This is a genomic window from Sphingobacterium puteale, assembly GCF_003627955.1.
Classification (GTDB): domain Bacteria; phylum Bacteroidota; class Bacteroidia; order Sphingobacteriales; family Sphingobacteriaceae; genus Sphingobacterium; species Sphingobacterium puteale.
In genome coordinates, this window is the sequence record NZ_RBWS01000006.1 from 156,596 (window position 1) to 182,855 (window position 26,260).

Sequence of the window (26,260 nt, forward strand, 5' to 3'; positions counted from 1 at the left end):
TAAATGAAAACTTGTTACCAACCTGGGTTCTGATAGAACTCGGGATACATACTAACATCTCTGACCTTTAGTGGCAACCAGTAGTGTTTGTTCGTAAATTTGCGTTCCAAAATGATGTTCTCTTGGATATTGACAACGCGATTTTGAGACGGGTCCTGGTTGTTAAATACGCCTACTCGATCAAATGAAACCGCTTTCTTCACTGTGTAAGGCGCTTCGGTCAATAACAACCAGCGGCGCAGATCATTAAAGCGGTGCCCTTCGAATGATAGTTCCACAGCACGTTCGCGACGTAACTCGGGAAGCAAAGCGGCCGCGGAGCTGAGAAATTTGCTGTCTACATGTCCCGCGCCAGCCCGGTCGCGTACAATATTGATTGCGTCGACAGCTGTTCTGCTATAATTGTCTGCTTTACCTGTGGCCGAATTGGAAGCCATCATAGCAGCTTCTGCATACATCAAATAGACATCAGCAAGGCGCATGTAAGGAACGTAAATATGAAGATTGGTACCGTAACTATAGGCTTGATCATATTTATTGGATGTTAGAGGGATAAATTTGCGTAAGACGTAGCCTGTCTGACTACCGGTGCGGATATCTCGATAGCTTCCTCCTGTGTACAGATTGGCGTGGCGGTCTACTTCTTCTTTTTCCGGCATGTTTCCCTGAACGACCTTTACACCGTCAAAAATAATGTCCTTATAAAAGCGTGGGTCACGATCTTTCCATGGGTATTCGGCATTGTACCCGGACTCCACATCGGACTGGGTGATGTCCTTGATCGGTAAGCCACTTTTCATGCCATAGTAGTCGACATAATTTGCGGTTGGGTTAAACTTAAGGTCGCCGTCGCCAACCTCTAATGGGATGTACTGTTTGCTGGTCCCCCAATTAGATACCCAGGCATCAATATAAGGTCCCCTGAAGATCGCCTCCGTACTTCCTGGCATAGCCCAGTTTTGTCCCGTTGTATAAAAGTTTAAATGAATGTTCGCCATTGGTAATAGCGTATAATTTGTCTGACCGCTCTCTACAAGGGATAGCAATTCGCCAAACGCTTGGGTAGCTTTTTTACAGTAGTCCGCATGATAGGCTTTACTTCCTGTAGATTGAAAATTCATTAGCGGACTTCCTGCCCAAAGGTAGTTTTTGCCGAGGTAGGCCAGTGCCATGATTTTATTGATACGCAGCTGATTTTTGCCCAGTGTACGTTTTCCAGCGGTTGTATTATCCCAATCAATTGGCAAGAGGTCGGCCGCTTCTCTAAAATCGGCTGCGGCAAGATCCGCACAGGCATGATAGCTAAGTCGGGGTAGTCGAAGCTTTTCGTCGCTCGGAAGTACATAATTAATGTATGGCATTCCACCAAAATATTCCATCAATCGGTGGTGAAACCAACCTCTGAAAAATAACAATTGCCCCTTGATTAGATTCTTTTCTTCTTGGGTGGCTTCGGTCAGTTTATCGATATTTTCTAAACCAAGACTTATTTTCCGCAAGCCGAACCATGCGGCGCTCCATAGATCGCGGAAGGCGCGGTTGGCGAATACATCGTCGTTTCTGGTGGTAAAATCACCCTGATCCATCCAACCGGCGCCCCAGCCATCAAACTCCCTTTGCCAGCCCCAAAAATTGCCCTGGTCAATCTTGTTTACAAAATGAAAATTGTTGGCTGTCGAGGTGATTTCATCCTCGCCCCAGTTCCAGGAGTTGGTCCAGTAGTTGTTGCTGAAATTGACTACACAGTTATACAGCTCTTCGGTGTACCCCTGGAAGTTTATAAAATTTTTAAATGCTTCTTTGGATGACACGTTGGACTGCTCTTCTTTATCGAGATATTTATTGCAGGAGAGTAATGATGTAGACGACCAGAGTACACCCGTTATAAAAATTACCTTGAAATATTTTTTCATCTGTCTAATTGCTTTAAAAAGTAATGTTTGCTCCTAGGTTAAACCGCTTTACCGTAGGATAAGCTCCTTGGGAAGCCCAACCTGTACCGGCGTAATTTGATTCTCGGTCATCCGGCATTTTCGACCAGAAGACCAAGTTATTGCCATTTAGAAACAGGCGGAGATTTTGGAGACCCAGGCGTTTGATCACGCTGGATTCACGATTGAAATTGTAAGCAATCTCAGCTGTCTTCAATCGAATGTAAGACCCGTCAAACATATACCGGTTGCCAGGCGTATAACTGCTGGGTTGGGATAACCATCGTGGAAGTGGCACATCGGCATTAATATTGTCCTTTGCCCAATAGGAGCCTTCATCGTAAGCCAGATTAAGCTGTCCTGCAAAACTGTTGAAGACCACCTGACGGGTAACATTATTCACAGCATACCACTGCGTCATAACACTGAAATTCTTCCAGTCGAACCCGATCGTCAAATTGTAGGTGTTTTGGGGAACGGAGGGGAAAGCATATGGTATATTGTCCTTAGCGTCGATAATACCATCACCGTTGTAATCCAATAGGTGATAATTGCCGGGAAGCTTCGCAAGGTCATTGCTTTCATGTATGGTACTGCCATAAAGTTCATCCCAGGTGTTATAATAGCCAGAACTTACATAGGAATAGGTTTGGTTTACCTGTTTGTTATCCGGCTTTTGATATTCGGGCAGCAATTCAGCTGCATCAGCATTGATGACTTTATCCTTGGCATGGGTAAAATTGATATCAGCCCATATCCGCCAATCAAGATTGAGTTGCTTATTAAATTTCAGTTCGACTTCATAACCTTTATTTTCTACTTCTCCGAGATTGGCTGTTGGAGCCTCTACACCAAAATAGGAGGGAATAGATCTTCCTGCGCCTGTAATAAGGACATTTGTCCGATGATCTTTGAAGAAGTCCACCTTTCCGGAAATCTGTCCGTTGAACAGACCGAAATCCACGCCGAAATTTAGCTTCTTGACTTTTTCCCAGCGGATATTTGGATTTCCGAGTATATTTTCTTTATACCAGATGTACGGACTGGTGTTTCCATCTGAGTAGGAAAACCGACCGTCGACACCCATTCCTGACGTACCGCCGTAGGCCCATTGCGTGAGATAAAGAAACTGTCCACCGCCACTGTCATCGCCAATATCCCCATAGGAGGCGCGTAACTTTAACATGCTCAAAAAGGACAGAGGTTTTATAAATTCTTCTTCCGAAACTAGCCAGCCTATACCACCCGAATTAAAAAAGGCAAATCTATTTTCAGGTGCGAATTTCTCCGATCCCGTATAGGCGCCATTATACTCGAGCATGTATCTGTTTTTATAGTTGTAGGTGGTGCGGAATACCCAGTCTTCCCGATAGGAAGGAACGGTGTTTCCTGTTCCGTATTGATTTCGGTTGACTAATCCCATCGCCGAAATATTGTGGTTTTGAGCAATTGTAGTTGCGTAATTCAGTTGTAATTGGTAGAATAATCTTCGATAAGTAAGTCTGTTATCGACAACACCTCCTCCTGTTGTCCAGTCAATACCTTCGACAAAATCAAATCTATTGGTAGCATCAGAAGTGATCTGGTAAGTCGGAAGTCCGGTTTCGGGATTTATCCATTTGGTTTGGGTGTTGTTATTCGCGTCGTTGATACCGCGATTGGCTTCAACAAAAGTGTTGTCTAGGGAGAGCGTCCCGCGTACATTAAGTCCCTTTGCTAAAAATTTAAGGTCTTGTTCGAGTGTAAAATCGCTCGTAATGCGACTTGTAGTCGTATACTCCGTTCCACTGATGGCCAGCACACGAGCAGAGTTTATGCCAGCATTTGGGTTTAGCGCATTAAATCCCCAGGTGCCATCTGAATAACGTGGATAAATAGCATCCGGTGCTACGGTGTACGCTGCAATCCAATAGGAATAATGATTTCCACCGCCAAATGGACTTTTTCGGACGCCACGTGAGCCCGATAGATTCGTTGAAAATTTTGTTGTTGGTGTCAGTTGGAAATCTAGGTTGGAACGGACATTGAGCCGGTTAAATCCATAGCCCGTTTTATAACCCCTCGCATTTTCAAATTGGCGGAACATATCGCCTTCATAGAGATAATCCGCATTGGCAAAGTATTTGACAAATGGGGTACCGCCGGCAATATTCACACTGCTGTTTTGCGAAAATGCTTGGCTCCTAAAGAGCTCTTTCGCCCAATCGGTATTCACATAGCGCTCCCGTTCAGTTTGGTCAGCAGGGAAACGGTATTTATTGATGATGTCCTGCGGTGAATAATCGGCCCAACTTGCAGGATTGATGCCCAATTCATATTCAATCACCTTATTGCGTAGCATCAGCGCGTCGTACGAATCCATTTTACCTGGAAGTTGGGAAACGGTCTTTATAATGTTGTTAACGGTCCCGCGTATCAGCATTTGCCCTTCTTTACCCCGTTTAGTAGTGATTAAAATAACGCCGTTGGCCCCTCTGACACCATAGACAGCGGTTGCCGACGCATCTTTGAGTACAGAGATCGTTTCAATGGAACTGATATCAACCGCAGATAATGGCCTTTCCACACCGTCGACCATGACTAAGGGGTCAGTATTATTCCAAGTACTACGACCCCGGATGACAATACGAGGGTCTTCTTCTCCGGGCATACCTGTACTGGCTGTCGTGATTACCCCAGGAACATTGCCTGTTAAAGCGGCACCCACACTGGAGACACCCCCTGCACGTTCCAGAATTTTTCCTGAAGTCTGGGCAATAGCCCCCACGACAGTCTCTTTTTTCTGACGGCCGTATCCTACAACGATGGTTTCTTCTATTTCAATAGATTTTTCGGTTAATTGAATTTCTATCGTAATTTTCTGAGCAACATCAACCTCGACCTGATTATAACCTAATTTGGAAATGGTCAGTAAACTTTTACCCTCGGGTATTTGAAGTGTGAAACTTCCGTTTTCATCGCTGGCCGTAGCCAAAGATGTACCCTTTATTTTGATCGAAGCACCGCTTATTCGCTTATGGTTGCTATCAACGACGCTGCCTTTTATTTGCCTTTTGGCCTGAGCAAGTAGCGTTGACTGTCCAAAGCAGATTAGGAATAGCAGTAAGGTGAATGGCCTAGCTATACCCCATAGCTTTTTCCAATGCCTTACTAGTGTGATTGTAAATGTAATCATCATAGCATTTGTGGATTAATAAATAGGTTTAAGAATTATTGGTTAAATTTTCTTTAATTGGCTAAATACGATTGTATTTGTATTTCCCTTTATTCATTTTAATAAAATGAATCGCCGTCATGGATCATCAAGTGTTGTCATGTTTTGCATTAATAATTGGTTAAAATTTCTGATTGTAAAAACATCGCAACCGGTTGCACAATTAGGATGTAGTTTCTCCACGAATGGAGATGCCTTTCAAAGCAGTTTATAATTGTAAACCAAAACTAGCCAATGCATGGATGTAATGATAGCAAGAATGTTTAAATGAAGGATAAGAATGTCAAATACGATCGAATATGAAGTATAAATTATAACGATATTGGTTTGGTCAGGATTAATTTAATAAATTAGTCGACTGTTCACAGTGCTGTTTTAAAATAGCGAAGATTACACCTGAATATATGATACGGATTTCACTGATATTAACTTGGACGATGTTGGCGTTTTTTTCTTACGGGCAAAATGAGCCTGTCACGTTCCAACGTTACTCCTCGAAAGATGGGCTTTCCTCCAATACGATTTATAGCATTTATCGAGATAGCAACGGTTTTCTTTGGCTGGGAACGGAAGATGGACTTAATCGATTTGATGGTCGCCATTACAATGTCTATCGTTATGATGCCAACCAAGAGAATAGTTTGATGGCAAATCATATTTCGGCACTTTGCGAAGATAAAAAGGGGCGAATATGGATTGGCACAAACGGAGGAGGACTAAGCTACTACGACCGGGAGACTGACCGTATTCGTTCGTACAATCTTACTCCGGATGGCAAGTGGCTCAGTACAGCAATTAATGCAATTGATAAAGATGCTGATGGAAATATTTGGATCGCCTCCTATGGTGCGCTAGATATTCTCGATGTCAACGATCTGCGAAAGAAAACAGACCCCAAATATAGACATATCATTGAGGCTTTTGCCGGTAAAGTGACGAGTTGCGTATTTCGCGACAAACAAAACAACATGTGGGTTTCTTCGGAGAAGAATGTTTTTCGGATTTCAAATGACTTAAAGACAGTAAAACGTTTTGAAGTGCTGTCCGAACAGGAGGGTTATGGTAATGGAATAGAGGTGACTTCTATCGTAGAGGATGATAAAGGCCGGATCTGGATAGGTTCAATGCTTGGACTGAAATACCTCAATAGCGGTGAGGCTTATTTCAATAAGTTTATAGCAAAGCAGGGTAAAGGAAACCTGAGTAGTCCGCGAATTTATTCTTTATGTTTCAACCATCAGCAATGCCTATGGGTTGGAACCGATAATGGACTCGATGTGCTCAACACCGGGGATTTAACCATTCGGACTTTTAAACCCGATCCGAGTAATGTACATAGCTTGTCACATAAGTCTATACGATCTATTTGTGTAGATAACAGTGGTATTTACTGGATCGGTACTTTTCAGGGGGGGCTGAATAAGTACGATACGAATTTAAGTCAATTTAAGTTAAAAAGTTTGGACTTCTTAGAAGGAATGACAGGTGATCCTGCCATAGTAACTTCTTTTGCAGCTTATCAAAATAAGATTTTTCTGGGCGTTGATGGTGGTGGTGTCTGGCAATACGATAAGGAGTCAGATAAATTGTCTTCGGTTAAATTATCCACCAACCTGCCTTCGGGTCTAACCGTTTTGGCCTTGGAGAGAAAGCTTGAGCAACTTTGGATTGGCACTTATCAGCAAGGACTACTTTGTTATGATCTCCTTACGGGAAATCTAAAAAGATATGCTGCGGGAAATAAGTATGACAATTTAAATAACAACGATATATTTTGTATAAAAAGTGATTTTCAAGGAAATATTTGGGTAGGAACCAATGGGGGTGGTATAAATATTATTCAAAAAGGGACCGGTATTGTAAAGAAATATAGACAGAATGAGGCGGGAGTAGATGGGATCCAGCTGCCAGGAAATTTTATACGGGCTCTGGAAGAGGATCACACACAGGCGATGTGGATAGGCACGTATGGTTCGGGGCTTGTTAGGTATAATCCTCGGACGAGAGGTACTATGGTTTTTGATAAAGCAAACAATAAACTACCTAGCAATTATGTACTGTCCATTCATAGTGATAAAAATGGGAATTTATGGGTTGGAACCAATGGCAATGGAGTAGGAATACTTCGAAAAGGAACAACACAATTTGAAATCCTTTCTGAGAAAGATGGTCTGGTTAATGGTGCCATACAAAGTATTGTCGAGGACGATAAAGGACGGATGTGGTTTTCAACCAATAAGGGGTTAAGCTGCTATTCTCCATCAGAAGGCAAATTTAAGAACTATTCGACAGCTGTAGGATTACAGGAGGGGGCTTTTATGCTCGGCGCGTCTCTAAAAACTGCTGATGGTGAAATATATTTTGGAGGACAGAAAGGTTTTAATCATTTTAATCCGGCACACCTAAAAACAAATGGTAACCCTGCTAAAGTAGTACTGACCGACCTAAAAATTGACAATGTCATTATTCAACCGACAGAGAAAGGACCAATACAGCAGTCCTTGTTGACAGCGGATCGTATCCATTTAAAGTATAAACAAAATTTCTCCATTTCTTTTGCAGCATTAAATCTTACGGTGCCGGAAGATAACCAATATGAGTATAGGCTTGTCGGCTTTGATAAAGACTGGATCAGGAACGGAAAAGAGAATAGTGCTTATTATACAAATTTAGATCCCGGAGATTACACCTTTCAGGTACGTGCAAGTAATAATGACGGAATTTGGAACAAGGAAATAAAATCGATAGCTATTCACGTTGCACCACCTTTTTGGCGAACGATCTATGCTTATATATTTTACGTCATTGCAGTTGCTGGAGGATTGTTATGGATCAGACATCGCGGAATCCAAAAATTAAAACAAAAATTTGCACTGGAACAGGAACGTATCCAAGCGAAGCAGTTTATCGAGCAACAAAAAAGGGATGCGGAAACGAAGCATCAATTGGATGCGATGAAAATTCGGTTCTTAACAAATTTAAGCCATGAATTCCGTACGCCAATTTCATTGATTATGGGGCCTATTGATACCTTACTTGCAAAAAATAAAGATAGCAAACTGGGAGATCAGCTGAATTTAATCGGGCGTAACGCACGAAGGCTGTTAAATTTGGTCAACCAATTGCTTGACTTTAGAAAGATGGAATACCATGAATTGAAGTTGCAGGATGAAGATGGCGAATTGGTTTCATTTGTGGAGGAAGTCTATCGGTCATTTCAGGATATGGCCTTGCAAAAGGGAATCGACTATTCTTTTTTACCTTGTCAGGAAAAATTATATTGCCGTTTCGACCGTAATAAAATCGAACGTATTCTATTTAATCTAATCTATAATGCCTTTAAATTCACAAAGAAAGATGGGGATATAGCGGTGAGTATAATATCCGTCAGCATGATGGACAAGAAGCTACATGTGTGCTTTGAAGTAAGGGATACGGGAGTTGGAATTCCCGAACAATTGCAAAAATCCATATTCGAAAGCTTTTTCCAATACGACAACGATCGTAAGGTTGCTAGCCAAGGCTCTGGCATCGGATTGTCGATTGCGCAGTCATTTGTTGAGATGTATAATGGCGAGATTTCAGTCGCTAACCAACCGGAAAGGGGCAGCGTTTTTAAATTTGATCTGTGGTTAGATCCCGCGGAGCCAGATGATGACATGTTGCCTGAACAGGAAATAATAACTTCCGATCAATTGTCGGAACCTAGGCAGACCCCACTTGTCCTTATTATAGAAGATGACGAAGATTTTAGGTATTATCTTAAGGAATCCTTAAAAGAATACTATCAGATCATCGAGGCCACCAATGGAAAAGATGGTTGGCAAAAGGCACTTTTTCATCATCCCGATCTTGTCGTGAGCGATGTACAGATGCCTTACCTCAATGGTATGGAATTTTCACAAAAGCTTGCGCAGGATAAACGGACCAAGCACATCCCCGTCGTTTTACTGACTGCTTCACATGTCGATAATGGACTTGTCTGCGGCCTTGAGTCGGGAGCAGTCGGTTACCTGACTAAGCCGTTTGATATGGATGTACTAGTTGCTAAGGTTAACAGCTTGTTGCAGCTAAATCAGGCGTTCAAGGAAGTCTATAGTAAACAGGTATCTATTTTGGCTCCCGAAGTCACTATAGAATCCGAAAAGGATAAATTTTTACAAAAAGTACTCAAGTATGTCCACGATAATGTTGATAATCCGCAATTATCGGTGGAAGCGTTAAGTGCCCATACGTTGATGAGCAGAGCCTCCCTGTATAACAAATTATTGGAACTTACGGGTATGTCACCCGTAGATTTTATCCGTTCAGTAAAATTAGAAAAGGCTGCGAGCTTGTTAGAAAGAAGTGATAAGTCCATTTCTGAAATTGCCTATGAAACAGGATTTGCCAATCCAAACTATTTTACAAAAGTCTTCAAAGCTAAGTATCAGATGACACCGAGTGAATATATTCAATCGCAGAAAAGCCCGTCTGTGTGAGCGGTATATGATAGTTGTTTAAAAGGTCGTTTTAGATCATTTTTTTAGAAGGGTATGCTGTTTTAAACATTTTTACCCTTCTTTTTTTTATTTGTTGCAATCCTATCTAGCTGAAAACAATAGTTTTGCCTTATAACCAATCGCTAGAGAGCTAGCGAATACAAAACTAATCAACTAAAAAAAATGAAATTTTTTATCGATACAGCAAGTCTCAGTGAGATTCGCTTGGCTCAGAATTTAGGTGTTCTAGATGGTGTAACGACCAATCCTTCGTTGATGGCAAAAGAGGGGATTGCAGGAACGGTTCATGTTCACGCACATTACAAAGCTATCTGTGATATTGTGGACGGTGATGTAAGTGCTGAGGTGATCTCAACTGATTACAGTTCGATGATTGAAGAGGGTATGCTCCTGGCGGCTCTAGACAATAAGATTGTGGTCAAGGTTCCGATGACCGAAGATGGTATTAAAGCGATCAAATATTTTAGTACCAAGGGAATTAAGACCAACTGTACCTTGGTGTTTTCAGCGGGTCAGGCGCTCTTAGCCGCTAAAGCCGGAGCAACCTATGTATCGCCTTTTGTGGGCAGACTGGATGATATATCTGTCGATGGTCTGGCGCTGATCCGCGAAATACGGACAATATTTGACAATTACGCTTTCCCAACCCAGATTCTTGCAGCTTCTGTACGCCACAGTGCACATATCCTGGGTTGTGCCAAAATAGGCGCCGATGTGATGACAGGGCCCTTGCAGGCGATCTTTTCACTATTAAAACACCCGTTGACGGATAGTGGACTAGCGCAATTTTTAGCTGATCATAAACGCGTTGCTGCGCAAAGTAACAATTGAGATGGTCATGACAAAAAATAGTATACATAATTTAGAAGCTATTGTTAAGCAAGTTCGGAGAGATATAATCCGGATGGTGCATGCATGCCAGTCAGGACATCCCGGAGGATCGTTGGGTTGTACCGAATTGTTGGTGTGTTTATACTTCGAATTGATGCGGCGAAACGACCATTTTGACTTGGACGGTATAGGAGAGGATCTATTTTTCCTTTCCAATGGACATATATCTCCGGTGTTTTACAGCGTTCTTGCACGGGCAGATTATTTTCCGGTCGATGAACTATCTACCTTCAGAAAACTTAATTCGCGCCTTCAGGGGCATCCCACAACGCACGAAGGACTTCCTGGTATTCGTGTTGCTTCAGGGTCTTTAGGACAGGGACTTTCTGTTGCTATTGGTGCTGCACAGGCTAAAAAGCTAAACCATGACAATCATTTAGTGTATGTATTGATGGGGGATGGCGAATTACAGGAAGGCCAAGTATGGGAAGCGGCTATGTATGCCGCCCACAACAAAATGGACAATTTGATTGCCATTGTAGATTACAATGGCGCTCAGATTGATGGCGCTACCAATGATGTGCTCTCGTTGGGCGATCTACCGCGAAAATGGATGGCATTTGGTTGGAACGTTATTGAAATTATGCGAGGAAATGATATTGAATCAGTGATTTCGGGACTTCGAAAAGCTCAAGCTTCAACTGGCGTAGGCATGCCAGTAATGGTGTTGCTACATACAGAAATGGGTAATGGCGTTGACTTTATGATGGGTTCACATAAATGGCATGGCATTGCTCCCAGCGATGAGCAGCTAAGCTTGGCCTTAAATCAGAATGCAGAAACATTGGGGGATTATATCGGCTAATACGCAAAGGATTTTGAAATAGATTATCATGAAAAAATATACATATACAGAGTCAAAAGACACGCGTTCGGGATTTGGAGCCGGTTTGCTTGAAGCAGGAAAGCAGGATGAAAATGTGGTCGCACTATGTGCTGACCTGATCGGTTCGCTAAAAATGAACGATTTTATTAAAGCCTTTCCTGAACGCTTTTTTCAGATTGGGATTGCAGAGGCAAATATGATGGGAATCGCAGCTGGACTTACCATCGGTGGAAAAATACCTTTCACAGGAACATTCGCTAATTTTTCGACTGGGCGAGTATACGACCAAATTCGGCAATCAATTGCTTATTCGGATAAAAATGTAAAAATAGCAGCTTCGCATGCTGGTCTGACCTTGGGTGAAGATGGAGCGACCCATCAAATATTGGAAGATATCGGATTGATGAAAATGCTTCCTGGAATGACTGTTATCAATCCTTGCGATTATAACCAGACGAAGGCCGCAACACTAGCTGCTGCTAAATACAAGGGGCCAGTTTACCTTCGATTTGGTCGTCCCGTGGTGCCGGTTTTTACGCCCGAAGATCAGGAATTTGTGATTGGTGAAGCCGTGATGCTGAATCCAGGCACGGCAGTGACTATATTGGCGACAGGGCATCTGGTGTGGGAAGCCATCCGTGCGGGCGAAGAGTTGGAAGCTTTGGGTATTGACGCCGAGATCATTAATATCCATACCATCAAACCTTTGGATGAACATGCCATACTGAATTCTATTGCTAAAACCGGTTGTGTCGTTACCGCTGAAGAACATAATCGTATCGGTGGACTTGGCGATAGTGTCGCACAATTGCTGACAAAGAAAATGCCTAGGCCGCAGGAATATGTGGCTGTGAATGATAGCTTCGGAGAATCGGGGCCACCGAGTGCATTGATGGATAAATATGGCCTGAATGCAGACGCGATCGTAGCAGCGGCGTTGCGGGTACTTAAAAGGAAAGAGGTGTAAACTATTTATAATATGAAAAAGATAATCTGCACACTATGGTGTGTTTTCTCCGTCAGCATAATCGCTCAAGCGCAGCAGGCTGCTCCACAAGGATTTGATCTTGAGCGAGCATTGGCCTCAACTGGAAAAATAGATTCACTAGTGTATCCTTCAAAAACTGTTGGAGTAACGAGAAAAGCTTTAATCTATACGCCGCCTGGATATCATGCTGCAAAAAAATATCCTGTAGTGTACTTGCTGCATGGAATAGGTGGGGATGAAAGGGAATGGTTCAGACATGGAAACCCGCAGGTTATTTTTGATAATCTATATGCCGAGGGAAAGATGGAACCCATGCTGGTGATTATGCCGAATGGCCGCGCCATGAAGGATGATCGTGCTGGTGGTAATGTGATGGCACCTGATCGGGTTGCAGCGTTTTCGACTTTTGAACAAGATCTTCTCAATGACCTTATTCCCTATGTTGAAAATCAGTTTCCCATTATCAAAGATCGCGAACACCGTGCGATTTTTGGATTATCGATGGGGGGCGGTCAGGCGCTGAATTTTGGACTGGATCATCTCGACACGTTCGCCTGGGTAGGGGGCTTTTCTTCTGCGCCCAATACGAAGATGCCGCAAGAATTGCTCCCTGATCCGCAAGATGCTAAAGACAAGCTAAAACTACTTTGGATATCCTGCGGCGACCAGGACGGCTTGCTTCATATAAGTAAGCGTACGCATGAATACCTTTTGCAAAATGGGGTACCTCATATTTATTATCTTGAGCCTGGAGGACATGATTTCAATGTGTGGAAAAATGACCTGTATAATGTTTCGCAATTGCTATTTAAGGATAAAAAATAAACACTTTTTAATTAGGAATAAAATAGTACACATTTTGCCGGGCTGGGTTTAACGTGGATAAGTCGGTGGTTTAGGTCGAAACGGTAAAAATAGGATGAAGAGAAATGATTAAACACCTTATTTGGAAGCATATTATCACATTCATTGGAATCATAACATTGCATACTACACTTTTGTTTGCGCAAAAGCAGTCGGCTTTAACCCTATGGTATGATCGGCCAGCTGATGAGAAGATATGGGAGCAGGCCTTACCGTTAGGAAATGGTCGGTTGGGTGCTATGTTTTATGGAATTCCATCGTGTGAACGCATGCAGCTCAATGAGGAAACTATCTGGGCGGGTGGACCTTATCGGAACGATAATCCCAAAGGCGGTAGGGCATTAAAAACTATTCAGGATTATATATTTGACGGGAAATCAGCTGAAGCTGAAAAGCTTGCAAATGAAACTTTCTTTACAAAGACCCATGGCATGCCTTATCAAACTGCCGGTAATATTCTGCTCCGATTTCCGGGGCATGACAACTATCAGGACTATTGTCGTGAACTGGATATCGAGCACGCTGTAGCGCGTTCTCATTATACAGTAGATGGGGTAACATATACCAGGGAGGTTTTCACTTCATTTGCTGATGATGTGATCGTAATGCAGATCCGATCGAGCAAGAAAGGGAAACTCAGCTGTACCTTGGCGTATGAGAATGAGTCGAAGCATACTATTTTTAAAAGCGGTGATCGACTTGTTTTAGAAGGACGGGGGACTGATCATGAGGGGGTTAAAGGCGAGGTTGTTTATCAGATCCATGCTGGCGTAAACCTTACGGATGGAGAGCTAGTTGTCGAGGACCAATCGATTACTATAGAGGATGCTACTTCCATTCGTCTTTATATTTCAATTGCGAGTAATTTCAAAAATTATAAACAGTTGGGATCGGATCCCTTCAAGGAGGCCACGGAAAGGTTGCAAAAGGCAATGAGTAAGGATTATCAGCTCGCTTTTCAGCAGCATAAAACCGCTTACAATAAGCAGTTCAACCGTTTTCAGCTGCATTTGGGCAGCGTCAACAATGAACAGCAACAGCCTATTTCAACACGAATTGAAAATTTTGCCCGTACACAGGATCCAGCGCTAGTGACCCTATTGGCTCAATTCGGCCGATATTTGCTTATCTGTTCTTCGCAGCCAGGTGGCCAAGCTGCTAACCTGCAGGGCATCTGGAACCGCTCCATGCAGCCCGCTTGGGACAGTAAATATACGATCAATATTAACACGGAAATGAACTATTGGCCTGCGAATGTAACTAACCTTTCCGGGACCCTTCAGCCATTATTTTCTATGATTAAAGAACTCAGTGAAAGTGGAAGAGAAACGGCAAAAACAATGTATAATGCATCCGGTTGGGTAGCTCACCATAATACAGATATTTGGCGTGTGACGAGTCCTATTGATTTTGCAGCAGCTGGAATGTGGCCCAGTGGTGGGCTGTGGTTGTCGCAACATGTATGGGAGCATTACCTTTTTACGGGAGATCGTTTCTTTTTGAAGCAATATTACCCCGCTATGAAGGGGGCTTGTGATTTTCTTTTGTCTACACTTAGCGTACATCGTGGATATCCAGATCAGCAATGGCTTGTCTTGAGTCCTTCAATTTCGCCCGAACAAGGCCCACTCTCTGCAGGGGTGACGATGGATAACCAGCTGTGTTATGACATGCTCACTCGTACCGCTTTGGCTGCAGACGTTCTGGGTATCGATTCTAGCTACAGGGATACATTGCTAAGTACGGCTCGCCGTATTCCACCGATGCATATTGGTCGATATAACCAGCTACAAGAATGGATGGAAGATGTGGATGATCCCCAAAATCAACATCGGCATATTTCACACCTATATGGCTTATTTCCAGGGAGCCAAATTTCACCTTTTGGCACACCTGAATTGTTTGAAGCAGCTCGTAATTCATTGATTTATCGAGGGGATTTCGCAACAGGATGGTCGATCGGCTGGAAAATAAACCTATGGGCCCGTCTTTTGGATGGAAACCATGCGTACGAAATTATAAAAAATATGCTGACCCTTTCTGATGAAAAACATCCAGAGGGACGTACCTATCCTAATCTTTTTACAGCACATCCTCCATTTCAGATAGATGGTAATTTTGGGCTAACAGCAGGTGTGGCAGAAATGCTGGTCCAAAGTCACGATGGTGCTGTGCATCTCCTGCCAGCAATTCCCGACCGATGGGGCGAGGGATGGGTAAAAGGCATAAAGGCACGTGGGGGATTTGAAATTGAAATGCAGTGGGAAAAAGGAAAGATAAAGGAAGTTAGGGTATTTTCTGCCTTAGGTGGTAAGTTGCGGCTTCGTACAGCTTCGGCATTGGAAGGGCCTGGAATTCAGCTCGCAAAAGGTCATCTGAGCAATGCTCTTCTCGCTTCAATACGAACACCAAAACCTATCCAGTCGGCTGAATCACATCTGAAAGGAATTAAATTACCACACTATTACGAATACGATGTGCTGACCGTACCCGGGAAATACTACACTTTGACGGCTTACTGAATTCATGTGATCATTTAATCATTTTACTATGTTAAGAATTAAAATTAGTGCTTTTATCTGCTGCTTTATGATCCTATTTTTGGATTCATTAGCGCAGCAAGCCCGTAATCCAATCATCTTTGCCGATGTACCTGATATGTCCATGATACGTGTTGGTGATACCTATTACATGAGCAGCACCACCATGCATATGAGCCCCGGGGTTCCGATAATGAAATCCAAAGATCTCGTCAATTGGACTTTGGTTAATTATGTGTATGATCGCCTTGGAGATCAGGATGAACTCAATTTGTCGAATCAGAAGAATGCGTATGGGCACGGTTCCTGGGCAAGCAGTTTACGCTTTCATGAGGGGCAGTACTATGTAAGTACATTTTCTTCCAATACAGGTAAAACACATATCTATCGCACGGCAGATATTGAGAGAGGAACTTGGGTTTCTACCGAGTTTAGCCCGATGATGCACGATCATAGTTTATTCTTTGACCAAGGAAAAATTTATATGATCTGGGGTAGCGGACGTATCCATATTGCCGAATTGTCGCCCGACTTTTCAGGCATTAAAGCTGGGACAGAACGCGTGTTATTAGATGATGCTTCTTTACCTGCTAAGCCTAAAGAAGGTAAAGTGGGTTTGCCGGCTGAGGGGTCCCAAATGTTTAAGATCAATGGCTTTTATTACCTTTTTAATATTTCATGGCCCGCTGGAGGAATGCGCACGGTGATTGTCCATCGGGCAAGTCAACTGGAAGGTCCGTATGAAGGGAAAGTGGTTTTGCAGGATCAAGGTGTGGCCCAAGGGGGGCTGATTGAGATGCCCGACGGAAAATGGTATGCGTATCTTTTTCAGGATTATGGTGCTGTAGGACGTATTCCGTTTTTGGTCCCTGTCACATGGGAAGATGGATGGCCCGTGCTCGGTATCGGCGGAAAAGTGCCGGCTACCTTAAATCTACCTGCAAATAAAAGTTTAATGCCCGGAATCGTTAACTCCGATGATTTTAACCGGAAACCCGGAGATGAGGCTCTTCCTCTGGTGTGGCAATGGAACCATAATCCAGACAACAATTTATGGTCTGTAACAGCGCGCCCGGGTTTTTTGAGAATGCATACTGGCGATCGTACCGATGATTTTCTCTCGGCCAAAAACACCCTTACCCAGCGTACCGTCGGGCCGACTTGCAGTGCCGCTATCGCGATAGAGGTTTCTAACATGAAAGATGGTGATTTTGCAGGCCTATCGCTTTTGCAAAAAAACTATGGGTTAGTTGGGGTCCGTATGGAAGGAAATGCGAAATCATTGGTGATGATCAATGCGACGACAGGCGTACCACAGGAGGTGGCCAAGGTCGGCCTCAAACAGCAGCGTATCTATCTTAAAGCAAGCTGTGATTTTACAAACAAAAGAGATCTCGCTCAATTTTTTTATAGTACCGATGGGCGCAATTGGAACAGGATAGGTAATGATTTAAAAATGAGTTATACCATCCCTCATTTTATGGGCTATCGGTTCGGACTCTTCAACTATGCGGCTAAAGCCGCTGGTGGCTATGTAGATTTTGATTATTTCCATTTGACCGCAAATTAAGATGATATGATGAAACGATTTTTTATACAATCCCTATTCGGATTGTTGCTCCTATTCTTGGTTATGATAGGTTCATTAAAGGCACAAAATCCCATTGTGCAGACTGCTTATACTGCGGATCCGGCACCTTTGGTGTATAACAACCGACTTTATCTGTATACTACACAGGATGAAGAAGAATCCACCTGGTTTAACATGAACAATTGGCGTGTGTATTCAACCGATGATATGCTGAATTGGACCGATCATGGTGCGATTCTTTCTTATACAGATTTTGAATGGGCAAAAGGGGATGCTTGGGCGGCGCAATGTGTTGAAAAAAATGGTAAATTTTATCTTTATGTACCTGTTATTTCCAAAGTGAACAATCGAGGTGCGATCGGCGTTGCTGTCGGAGATAGCCCATTGGGACCATTTTATGATCCTTTGGGAAAACCATTACTGCAAAGCGAATGGGGAGATATCGATCCTACTGTGTTTATTGATGATGACGGCCAAGCTCATATGTATTGGGGTAATCCTCAGCTGAAATATGTTAAGCTGAATGAAGATATGATCTCCTATAAAGGTGATATTGTTGAGGTCCCGATGACTGCAGCATCGTTTGGAAAGAGGGAGGGCGACCCGAAGCGGCCTACGACCTATGAGGAAGGGCCTTGGTTGTATAAAAGAAATAGCTTGTATTATCTTTTTTGGCCGGGAGGTCCTTTGCCTGAATTTATTGGTTATTCCACAAGCGATAAAGCCGAGGGACCTTGGAAGTACGGTGGTATAATCATGCCCGCGGAAGGAAAAGCATTCACAAATCATCCCGGCGTTGTCGATTTTAAAGAGAAAACCTATTTCTTTTACCATAATGGGGCCTTACCTGGAGGGGGTGGCTTTACGCGATCTGTCGCTGTTCAGGAACTGAACTTTAATCCAGACGGCAGCATAGATCCAATGAAAATGACGACTGGAATTACTCAAGCAACCGGCAAAGTGAATCCCTATGAACTTCATCAGGCTGAAACGATTGCCTGGTCCGAACACGTTACATCCTACCAAAATAAAAAGGTGGGTGTTTTTGTAAAGGCAAAAAAAGATGGCGCTTTCACCTGTGTGAAGAATGTTGACTTTGGCGATGAGGGAGCGACGAGTTTCTTCGCGCGGGTAGGCACAACACATAATGGTGGTGTCAGTATGGAGGTGAGGTCAAACGCAGTGGATGGTCCCATTCTAACGACGATAGAAGTTCCAATGACGGGTGGAGATGACAGATGGACTACGGTAGACACTCTGCTTGCCAACAAGGTGACAGGAGTTCACGACCTGTACTTTGTCTTTAAAGGTAAGGCTCCATCCAATATTCTTTTTTTCGATTGTTGGAAGTTTGGAAAATAAAGGAAAAATTATATGACTGATAGCGCTGGAACTTTCTTTTTTATGCCTCACTGTTGGCGCCCTGTGACGCTGTTCATTGTTTTGTTACTGGTATTACTGCCAAGTTTTGGTAAAATACGTCTCCCTTCATTTGTTAGCGACCAAATGGTGCTCCAAAGAGGTACTGAACTCGATATTTGGGGTTGGGCTACAAAAGGAGAAAAGGTAACCCACCGTTTTCGGGGGGTATATTACTATACTGAGGCCGGCAGTGACGGCAAGTGGAAGCTGACCATGCCGCAACAGCATTATGTTGGCCCCTACGTCATGGAGATCAACGGACTGGTCATCAGGGATATTCTGATCGGCGATGTATGGCTCTGCTCAGGTCAGTCCAATATGGAAACACCGATCCAGCGACTTGTAGAGCGATTTCCGGAAATCGCCGTCTCGAATAATCATATGATCCGTTATTTTAAAGTCCCGACACAAAATAGTGTTCTGGAGACCCTTATTGATAGCGATTCAGTCTACATCAATGGCCATTTTGTTGGGGCAACCAGCTATCGCTATCCTCCGCGGGTGTATGATGTATCAGCAGGTATCCTCCATAAAGGGGACAACACGGTAACGATCCGCTTGCGGAAGGATGGGCTGGACGGTGGTTTCACGTCAGATAAAATGTATCGGTTGCAGGTTGACGATTCAAGGCGAATATTCATAGCGGCACGTCGTAATCCTGTAGACGCAAATCTGATCAATAAAGAGGGGCTATTGGCAACAACTTTCCGTACCGATAATTGGTAGGATAAATCTAATTTAATCAGATACGTCAATTCGAAAGAGTAACGAACAATATATAATTCAGCAATTTAAGTAACTAATTTATTCAATTTTATGAAAGGACTAAATATTGTCTTAAAAAAAAGGACAATGGTATTTGTATTATCCGTCGTAGGAATTTTGTCGACGACAATGGTGGTAGGACAACAACAACAAAATGTCGTGAAGGATTTAAGTAAAGGTTTTGTACATCAATCTATCGGTAATCCCTACTTGCCACTTTGGGAGCATCTTCCTGATGGCGAACCCCGTGTTTTTGAAGATCCGGATCGGCCCGGAAAATACCGCGTTTATATCATTGGTTCACACGATCTGCGTTTTACAAGTTATTGTGGACCCGACATTCGGATGTGGTCGGCACCTATTGAGGATTTGACAAGCTGGCGTGATGAAGGGGCGATTTTTACCTACCCGATGGACGGTAAATGGGACGTCATGTATGCTCCGGATCTTGTGGAGGTCAAACGAAAAGATGGAAAGAAAGAATATTATTTATTCCCACATAGTCGGGGCGAACATCGTGAAGCCATGGTCGTTAAAGGAGATAGACCCAATGGTCCATTTAAACCGGTGAATCTGACTGCGGACGGTAGACGTACTCTGCCAGGAAGTATCTTGGGATTTGATCCCGCAGTATACATTGAGTATGTTACCGATCCGAACGATCCCGATTTCGAAATAGGCTTCAGAGCTTATGGGTTTTGGGGATTTCAACGATCCATGGCAGCGCAGCTGGATCAGAAAACAATGTTTTCGCTGCGACCGGGAACTGAGATTATTAATTATCTATTGCCGGCAAGTGCGCGATATGGTGAGTTACGTGATCCCAAAGGAACTTCTTATCCCAACATTTTTTCTGGAGAAGATTTGGGTACTTTTAATTTCTTTGAAGCCTCTTCGATTCGTAAGGTCGGTAATAAATTTGTCACAGTATACAGTGGCTATTCTGGGCCTGAATATGGCGTCGGTAGCTCCAACTCGACTTTACGCTATGCCGTCGCAGATTCACCATTAGGGCCGTGGAAGAGCGGTGGCGTATTGGTAGACTCCCGAGCTCCAGTATTGAATCGAGAAGGTTCGGGGATTGAAACCAGTAATGCAGGTCACAATACACATGGCAGTATTGAATTGATCAATGGACAATGGTATGTCTTTTATCATAGACCGCCAAGGGGATTTGGTTTTGCCAGACAGGCTGTGGTAGAGCCTATTAAAGTGGAATGGGATGAAAAGTCTGTAAAAGAAGGAGGGATGGTTTCCATTCGTGCCTTTAACCCTTACCATGCAAACACGACCGTTAAGGATGCGCAAGGAAAGGAATATAAAGGCGCAGAGGTTACATCCGAAGGATTCCATTTTTATGGGTTAGATCCTTACAAGTACTATTCTGCCGGATATGCCTGTTATCTTTCAGATATCAGCCTACAGCAGGATTCATGGGATATCTGGGACAATCATATGCCAGTGACTAATATGAAAAATGGAAATATTGTCGGTTTTAAATATTTTGGCTTCGGTGGTCTTGATCAGGATAAGTTTGGATTGAAAGCTTTTAGTGGTACGAAAGTAGGAAATCGCACCGCTTTCGATCTGTTTATCGCTCCAAAAACACCAAGTGCGTTTAAAGTAAATGTGTGGTTGGATGGTCCTTGGGATAATGATGTCTGGAAAGGAAAAAAGATTGCCCAAATAGTCATTTCGGCTAATTCCAAACCTGAAGTAACACAAGTAACAGTTGATGTTTCAAAATACGTTGATCATCTGGAGGGCAAGCATGCGCTATATCTGGTGGCCGAAGGAGAGGAAGGCAAACCACTCTTTGATTTTATCGGATTGGGGTTCAGTTCGAAAGATAAGAAAATTGTACGTCCAATATCGCCAACGGTAGATATTATTGTAAATGGCAAAAAACTTGAATTGCCTTCTCTACCAATTCGGTCCACCGATGAGAATGGTATCATTGGTTACAATACTTACGAGGTCGCTTCTCCTATTCAAGTTAAAGGTAAAAATATCCCTATTGTGAGAGCATCATCAGTTAATCCTGAAGTGAAAATTACGGTCAGACAGGCGAATTCATTGGCAGATTATGCCCAAGTTGACTGTGTTTACAAAGGACAGATGAAAAGCTATCTGATAAAATATGTTACAGAATAAATAGATCAATGGTAATTTGTCGAACTTGAAGTTCCGTGTAAGGAGAGGGGATCTATATTCCCTTGTTCCTGAGGTAATATCCTATGGTGAATATAAAATCGGCAAACGCATATCCGGAATTGTCAATGCATTGACAGGTATTTTTTACAAAACCGGGATGGCATTGGGTGGGATCGTTCCGGGATTGGTATTGGCTTATGTGGCATTTGATAAAGATAATGTAGTGACACAATCGGACATGGCGGAAAAGGGAATTCAATGGCTGTTAGCTGTTATTCCTGCGATACTTTTATTGTTGGCGATGTATGTGATTTCCAAATATGAGTTGGATGATGCTACTATAGATAAGATCAATCGAGAGATAGAATCCAAAGTTAATTACTAATCAAAAATAAATCATGAATATGCTAAAAACTATAGTTTTGGCCGTAGTAGCCTTAATGGGCTTTAACCCTGTCTCCCCAGCTATGCAAGGTATGAATCGGGAGCCTGATTCACTGACGTTGAAAGAGGTTTTTAAAGATAAATTTTTTATAGGCACGGCACTCAACCTTGATCAGATATGGGAGCGAGACACTAAAGCTGTAGCTGTCGTCAAAAAACAATTCAATTCCATTGTCGCTGAGAACTGCATGAAAAGTATGTTTTTGCAGCCTCAGGAAGGGCGGTTTTATTTTAAAGACGCGGATCGTTTTGTTGCATTTGGAGAACAGAACAAAATGCAAGTTATTGGCCATACATTAATCTGGCATTCACAGACACCAGCTTGGTTTTTTGTTGATAAAAAAGGAAAAGATGTATCTCGCGAGGTGTTGATTGAACGTATGCGTAAGCATATACAAACTGTCGTTTCCCGCTATAAAGGTCGCGTGTTTGGGTGGGATGTCGTGAATGAAGCTATATTGGATAATGGCGAATGGCGTAAAAGCAAATTTTATCAGATTATTGGGCCAGAATTTATACAATTGGCTTTTCAATTTGCCCATGAGGCGGACCCTAACGCTGAATTGTATTATAATGACTATTCAACGGCCATTCCCGAAAAGCGAAAAGGAATTATGGCTATGGTACAACAGGTGAAGGTAGCCGGCGGACATATAAGTGGGATTGGTATGCAGGAGCATAATGCGCTGGACAATCCGCCACTGGAAGAGGTTGAAAAGACCATTTTGGGGTTTGCAGGCCTCGGTGTGAAAGTTATGGTGACTGAGATGGATATTTCTGTGCTTCCACATATTCGACCCAACATGGGCGCAGAAATTGGAGAACGCTATGCCTACAGTAAAGAAACAGACCCCTATGAAAAAGGATTGCCTCCGGGCAAGATGGCGGAACTTGGCAAAAGATATGTTGACTTTTTTAACCTATATCTCAAGCATCAAGATAAAATATCCCGTGTGACCTTATGGGGCGTTGGTGATGGCGATTCATGGAAGAACGGCTGGCCTATTCCGGGACGTACGGATTACCCACTTTTGTTTGACCGTCATTATCAGCCCAAACCATTTGTAAAAGATATTATAGGATTGACTCAAAAAAAAGTAATAAAGAAAATGAACAAAAGTAAATACTTATATCCAAGTGACTATATGGCTGATCCATCGGCCCATGTTTTTGAAAATAAAATCTATATTTATCCATCTCATGACCGCGAGAGTGGTATTCCTGAAAATGACAATGGCGATCATTTCGACATGCGAGATTACCATGTTTTTTCACTGGAAGATGTGCAGGACGAAGTCGTTGACCACGGGAAAGTATTGGATGTAAAAGATATTCCTTGGTCCGGCCGGCAACTTTGGGATTCAGATGTTACTGAGAAAGATGGCAAGTACTACATGTATTTTTCCATGAAAGACAAAAACGATATTTTTAGACTTGGTGTTGCATTAGCGGACAAACCCTACGGGCCATTTATACCGCAGTCTGATCCGATCAAGGGAAGTTACAGCATCGATCCCTGTGCGTTTAAAGATGAGAATGGATGCTATTATCTCTATTTCGGCGGTATCTGGGGTGGGCAGCTTCAATTTTATCGAAATAATAAAATTGTTGTACCAAATGAATTGCCTAAGGCAGATGAACCGGCATTAACGCCAAAGGTCGTTAAGATATCTGCCGATATGCTTGAATTTTCCGAGCAACCGCGTGATCTTGTCATCTTGGATAAAAATGGTACGGCCTTAAGACAAGGGGATACCGAAAAACGATTTTTTGAAGCGTCCTGGATGCATAAATATAAGGGAAGGTACTATTTTTCTTATTCCACGGGTGATAGCCATTTAATTTGTTACGCAATAGGAGATAATCCTTATGGACCATTCACCTATCAGGGCGTTATTCTATCCCCAGTTGTAGGCTGGACGACTCACCACAGTATTTTGGAGTTCAAGGGCAAATGGTACCTTTTTTACCATGATTCCGTTCCGTCGGGCGGAAAAACTTGGCTAAGAAGTATGAAAGTTGTTGAAATTGAATATGATGAAAACGGACATATCAAACCTATAAATGGTTTATCCTCCTAAATAATGATTTTGTTGAATTCGCGAATGACCTATATCATGCGCTTGCGCTTCTTCTTGCCAATAGTTTTATTTTGCTTTCCGCATTTAGTAAGATCAGAGGATGGAAGTCAATTATGGCTAAATTTGACTATTTCACTTTGCATAAAAGCAAATCTTCCCGATGAATTGGGAAGATTTGCTTTTATGCTCCGATTTAACTAATTGAAATTGTTTATGAATTGATCTGCTACAATGTACCAAGCCTTCTTTTTTTCTCCCCGATCAGATAACAATCCTTTTCTGTTCCAGCCCTTTTGATAAATGGGATGGGCTCTCCCCGGAGAACGGAAATCTACTAGGAGCCATGGCGTTGCTCCACTTAGAAAAGGTATGTTCTTGAACATTTTAAATTGGCGCATATAAATATCCGCCAGGTAATCTTCACTCCAGCTGCTTGCTCGATTTGGATCGATATTGTTTCCGAAAACTGCTTCACCTCCAAATTCCGAAAAGATTAGCGGTTTATTGAATTTGGATATCCATTCGACTTCTTTATCTGTTTCGGGCCATGGTTTATACCAGCCGAGGTATTGATTGATCGCCATGACGTCCATCAAACTATTGAGTTTATCTTCAATATAGGCCTTGTTGCCCTCAAAGCGCATATTATTAAACGCTGAGGTCACGAGACGCGTATTGTCCAACGATTTTGCTAGGTAATACAATGCTGTGAGCGAACTGTCTCTTGGCGGCGAGGAGTAGGTTTCATTCGAGAGGCTCCATATGATGGTTGCAGCCCGGTTTTTATCCCGGGCAATCATCTCTTTAAGCATCAAGTTCATTTTTTCTTTCATGTCTGCATTTGTAAAGTCTATTCCCTGGTAAATAGGCAGTTCTTCCCAAACCATCAGGCCCATTTTCTCCGCCATTTTTACCATCTTTTCATGATGTGGATAATGTACCAGACGCACATAATTACAGCCTAAATCCTTGGCCCATTCCAAAAGCATTTGATAGTCGCTTTCGCTATAGGCACGGGAGCGACGTTGCGGAACTTCTTCATGAATATTAATCCCTTTTAAAAAGATTGCTTTGCCGTTCAATAAAATATTTGTTCCATCAACTTTTATTGTTCGAAATCCAATTTGCTCCTTTATGTGATCCGTTTCTGCGGAGACACGTACCTCATATAACTTTGGATTTTCCGGTGTCCACAAGGTCTTCTTCCGAAAAGGAAATTTGAGTATAGCTTTTCCCTCTTTATCTGTTCTGGTTTTAAACCTGACATGTAATTCTGGAATGTTTATTTCTATATCTTGTTCTTTTGAAGGGCCATCAAGGGAGACGTATCCGTCAATGGTATTTTCATTATGCTGTGCCAGTTGAATAAAGTAATCCTTAATATAGGTTTTTGGAGTCTGTACGAGGTCGACATCACGTGTTATCCCACCGTAATTGAACCAGTCGAAGCCAAGTCCGGGTATACCATCCTTCATGCGCTGATTATTTACTTTCACAATAAGACTATTTTCCCCACCTTTTAGCAGGTCTGTTACTTCAAATTGGAAAGGTGTAAAACCACCTTCATGTTCACCGATTTTGCTGCCATTCAAATAAACTTCTGCCTTATAGTTTATTGCGGCGAAATGGAGAAAAAATCGGCGATCTTCAGTTTTTTGTACGTTAAACGAGCGTTTGTACCAGATGCTACTTTCATAATAGTTGAGCTCAGGAAGTTGGGAGTTGAAATCTCCGGGCACATAAAGCTGAGGACCACCTTCAAATGCGGATTCGACAAAATCGGTGTTTTTTAAAGGCTTTCGATCTTTATAATAGGCAGCCCAATCTCCAGACCCGGCATCGAAGGGATCTATAATGACATTCCATAAACCATTTAGGCTGCTGCTTTGCCGCCCTTCGATATGGATCATTGCGGATTGAGCAAACGATAGGAGCGGGAATAACTGTAATAATGCTAATATAATTTTCATGTTGCACATAGTTTTAATTTTCTAATTTCTTAGCCGATGTCCGGAGAAAGCCTTGCTGTATTATTTTTATAGTCCGA

At 42.7% G+C, this 26,260-nt stretch carries 15 protein-coding genes; 12 read left to right on the forward strand and 3 right to left on the reverse strand.

Annotated elements, in window-relative coordinates; all coding sequences use genetic code 11:
• Nucleotides 1–14: 14 nt before the first annotated feature.
• Complete coding sequence (locus D7322_RS08005) at nt 15–1,913, reverse strand: RagB/SusD family nutrient uptake outer membrane protein (protein ID WP_121123021.1); 1,899 nt, start codon at nt 1,911–1,913, stop codon at nt 15–17.
• A gap of 13 nt (nt 1,914–1,926) precedes the next feature.
• Nucleotides 1,927–5,109, reverse strand: coding sequence for a SusC/RagA family TonB-linked outer membrane protein (locus tag D7322_RS08010; protein WP_245971284.1), 3,183 nt, complete (start codon nt 5,107–5,109; stop codon nt 1,927–1,929).
• 440 nt (nt 5,110–5,549) lie between these two features.
• Between D7322_RS08010 and D7322_RS08015 the strand changes: the two genes are divergently transcribed.
• The 12 genes from D7322_RS08015 (at nt 5,550) to D7322_RS28910 (ending at nt 24,213) form a co-directional block, all read left to right on the forward strand.
• Nucleotides 5,550–9,626, forward strand: coding sequence for a hybrid sensor histidine kinase/response regulator transcription factor (locus tag D7322_RS08015; RefSeq protein ID WP_121123022.1), 4,077 nt, complete (start codon nt 5,550–5,552; stop codon nt 9,624–9,626).
• A gap of 183 nt (nt 9,627–9,809) precedes the next feature.
• A complete protein-coding gene (gene fsa / locus D7322_RS08020; RefSeq protein ID WP_121123024.1) occupies nt 9,810–10,478 on the forward strand; it encodes a fructose-6-phosphate aldolase in 669 nt (222 codons plus the stop codon).
• 7 nt (nt 10,479–10,485) lie between these two features.
• A complete protein-coding gene (locus D7322_RS08025; protein ID WP_245971285.1) occupies nt 10,486–11,343 on the forward strand; it encodes a transketolase in 858 nt (285 codons plus the stop codon).
• Nucleotides 11,344–11,371: 28 nt separating this feature from the next.
• Nucleotides 11,372–12,331: a transketolase family protein gene (locus D7322_RS08030; protein ID WP_121123028.1), complete on the forward strand. Its 960-nt coding sequence runs from the start codon at nt 11,372–11,374 to the stop codon at nt 12,329–12,331.
• A gap of 12 nt (nt 12,332–12,343) precedes the next feature.
• Nucleotides 12,344–13,177, forward strand: a complete 834-nt coding sequence (locus tag D7322_RS08035; RefSeq protein ID WP_121123030.1) for an alpha/beta hydrolase — start codon at nt 12,344–12,346, stop codon at nt 13,175–13,177.
• A 104-nt stretch (nt 13,178–13,281) separates the two neighbouring features.
• Nucleotides 13,282–15,738, forward strand: coding sequence for a glycoside hydrolase family 95 protein (locus D7322_RS08040; RefSeq protein WP_183078638.1), 2,457 nt, complete (start codon nt 13,282–13,284; stop codon nt 15,736–15,738).
• Between the two features lie 28 nt (nt 15,739–15,766).
• Nucleotides 15,767–17,326 (forward strand): glycoside hydrolase family 43 protein, encoded by a 1,560-nt coding sequence (locus D7322_RS08045; RefSeq protein ID WP_183078639.1) that lies wholly within the window; start codon nt 15,767–15,769, stop codon nt 17,324–17,326.
• Nucleotides 17,327–17,332: 6 nt separating this feature from the next.
• Nucleotides 17,333–18,709, forward strand: a complete 1,377-nt coding sequence (locus D7322_RS08050) for a glycoside hydrolase family 43 protein (protein ID WP_245971286.1) — start codon at nt 17,333–17,335, stop codon at nt 18,707–18,709.
• Nucleotides 18,710–18,721: 12 nt separating this feature from the next.
• Nucleotides 18,722–19,495, forward strand: a complete 774-nt coding sequence (locus D7322_RS08055) for a hypothetical protein (protein ID WP_121123036.1) — start codon at nt 18,722–18,724, stop codon at nt 19,493–19,495.
• Nucleotides 19,496–19,621: 126 nt separating this feature from the next.
• Nucleotides 19,622–21,688, forward strand: coding sequence for a hypothetical protein (locus D7322_RS08060; RefSeq protein WP_220700036.1), 2,067 nt, complete (start codon nt 19,622–19,624; stop codon nt 21,686–21,688).
• Between the two features lie 25 nt (nt 21,689–21,713).
• The gene (locus tag D7322_RS08065) at nt 21,714–22,073 is read left to right on the forward strand and encodes an MFS transporter (protein WP_245971287.1); all 360 of its coding nucleotides are present in this window, start codon (nt 21,714–21,716) and stop codon (nt 22,071–22,073) included.
• Between the two features lie 19 nt (nt 22,074–22,092).
• Nucleotides 22,093–24,213, forward strand: coding sequence for an endo-1,4-beta-xylanase (locus tag D7322_RS28910; protein WP_245971288.1), 2,121 nt, complete (start codon nt 22,093–22,095; stop codon nt 24,211–24,213).
• A 197-nt stretch (nt 24,214–24,410) separates the two neighbouring features.
• Here the strand turns inward: D7322_RS28910 and D7322_RS08080 are convergent, their stop codons facing one another.
• Nucleotides 24,411–26,183 (reverse strand): glycoside hydrolase family 2 protein, encoded by a 1,773-nt coding sequence (locus D7322_RS08080; protein ID WP_220700037.1) that lies wholly within the window; start codon nt 26,181–26,183, stop codon nt 24,411–24,413.
• Nucleotides 26,184–26,260: the final 77 nt, after the last annotated feature.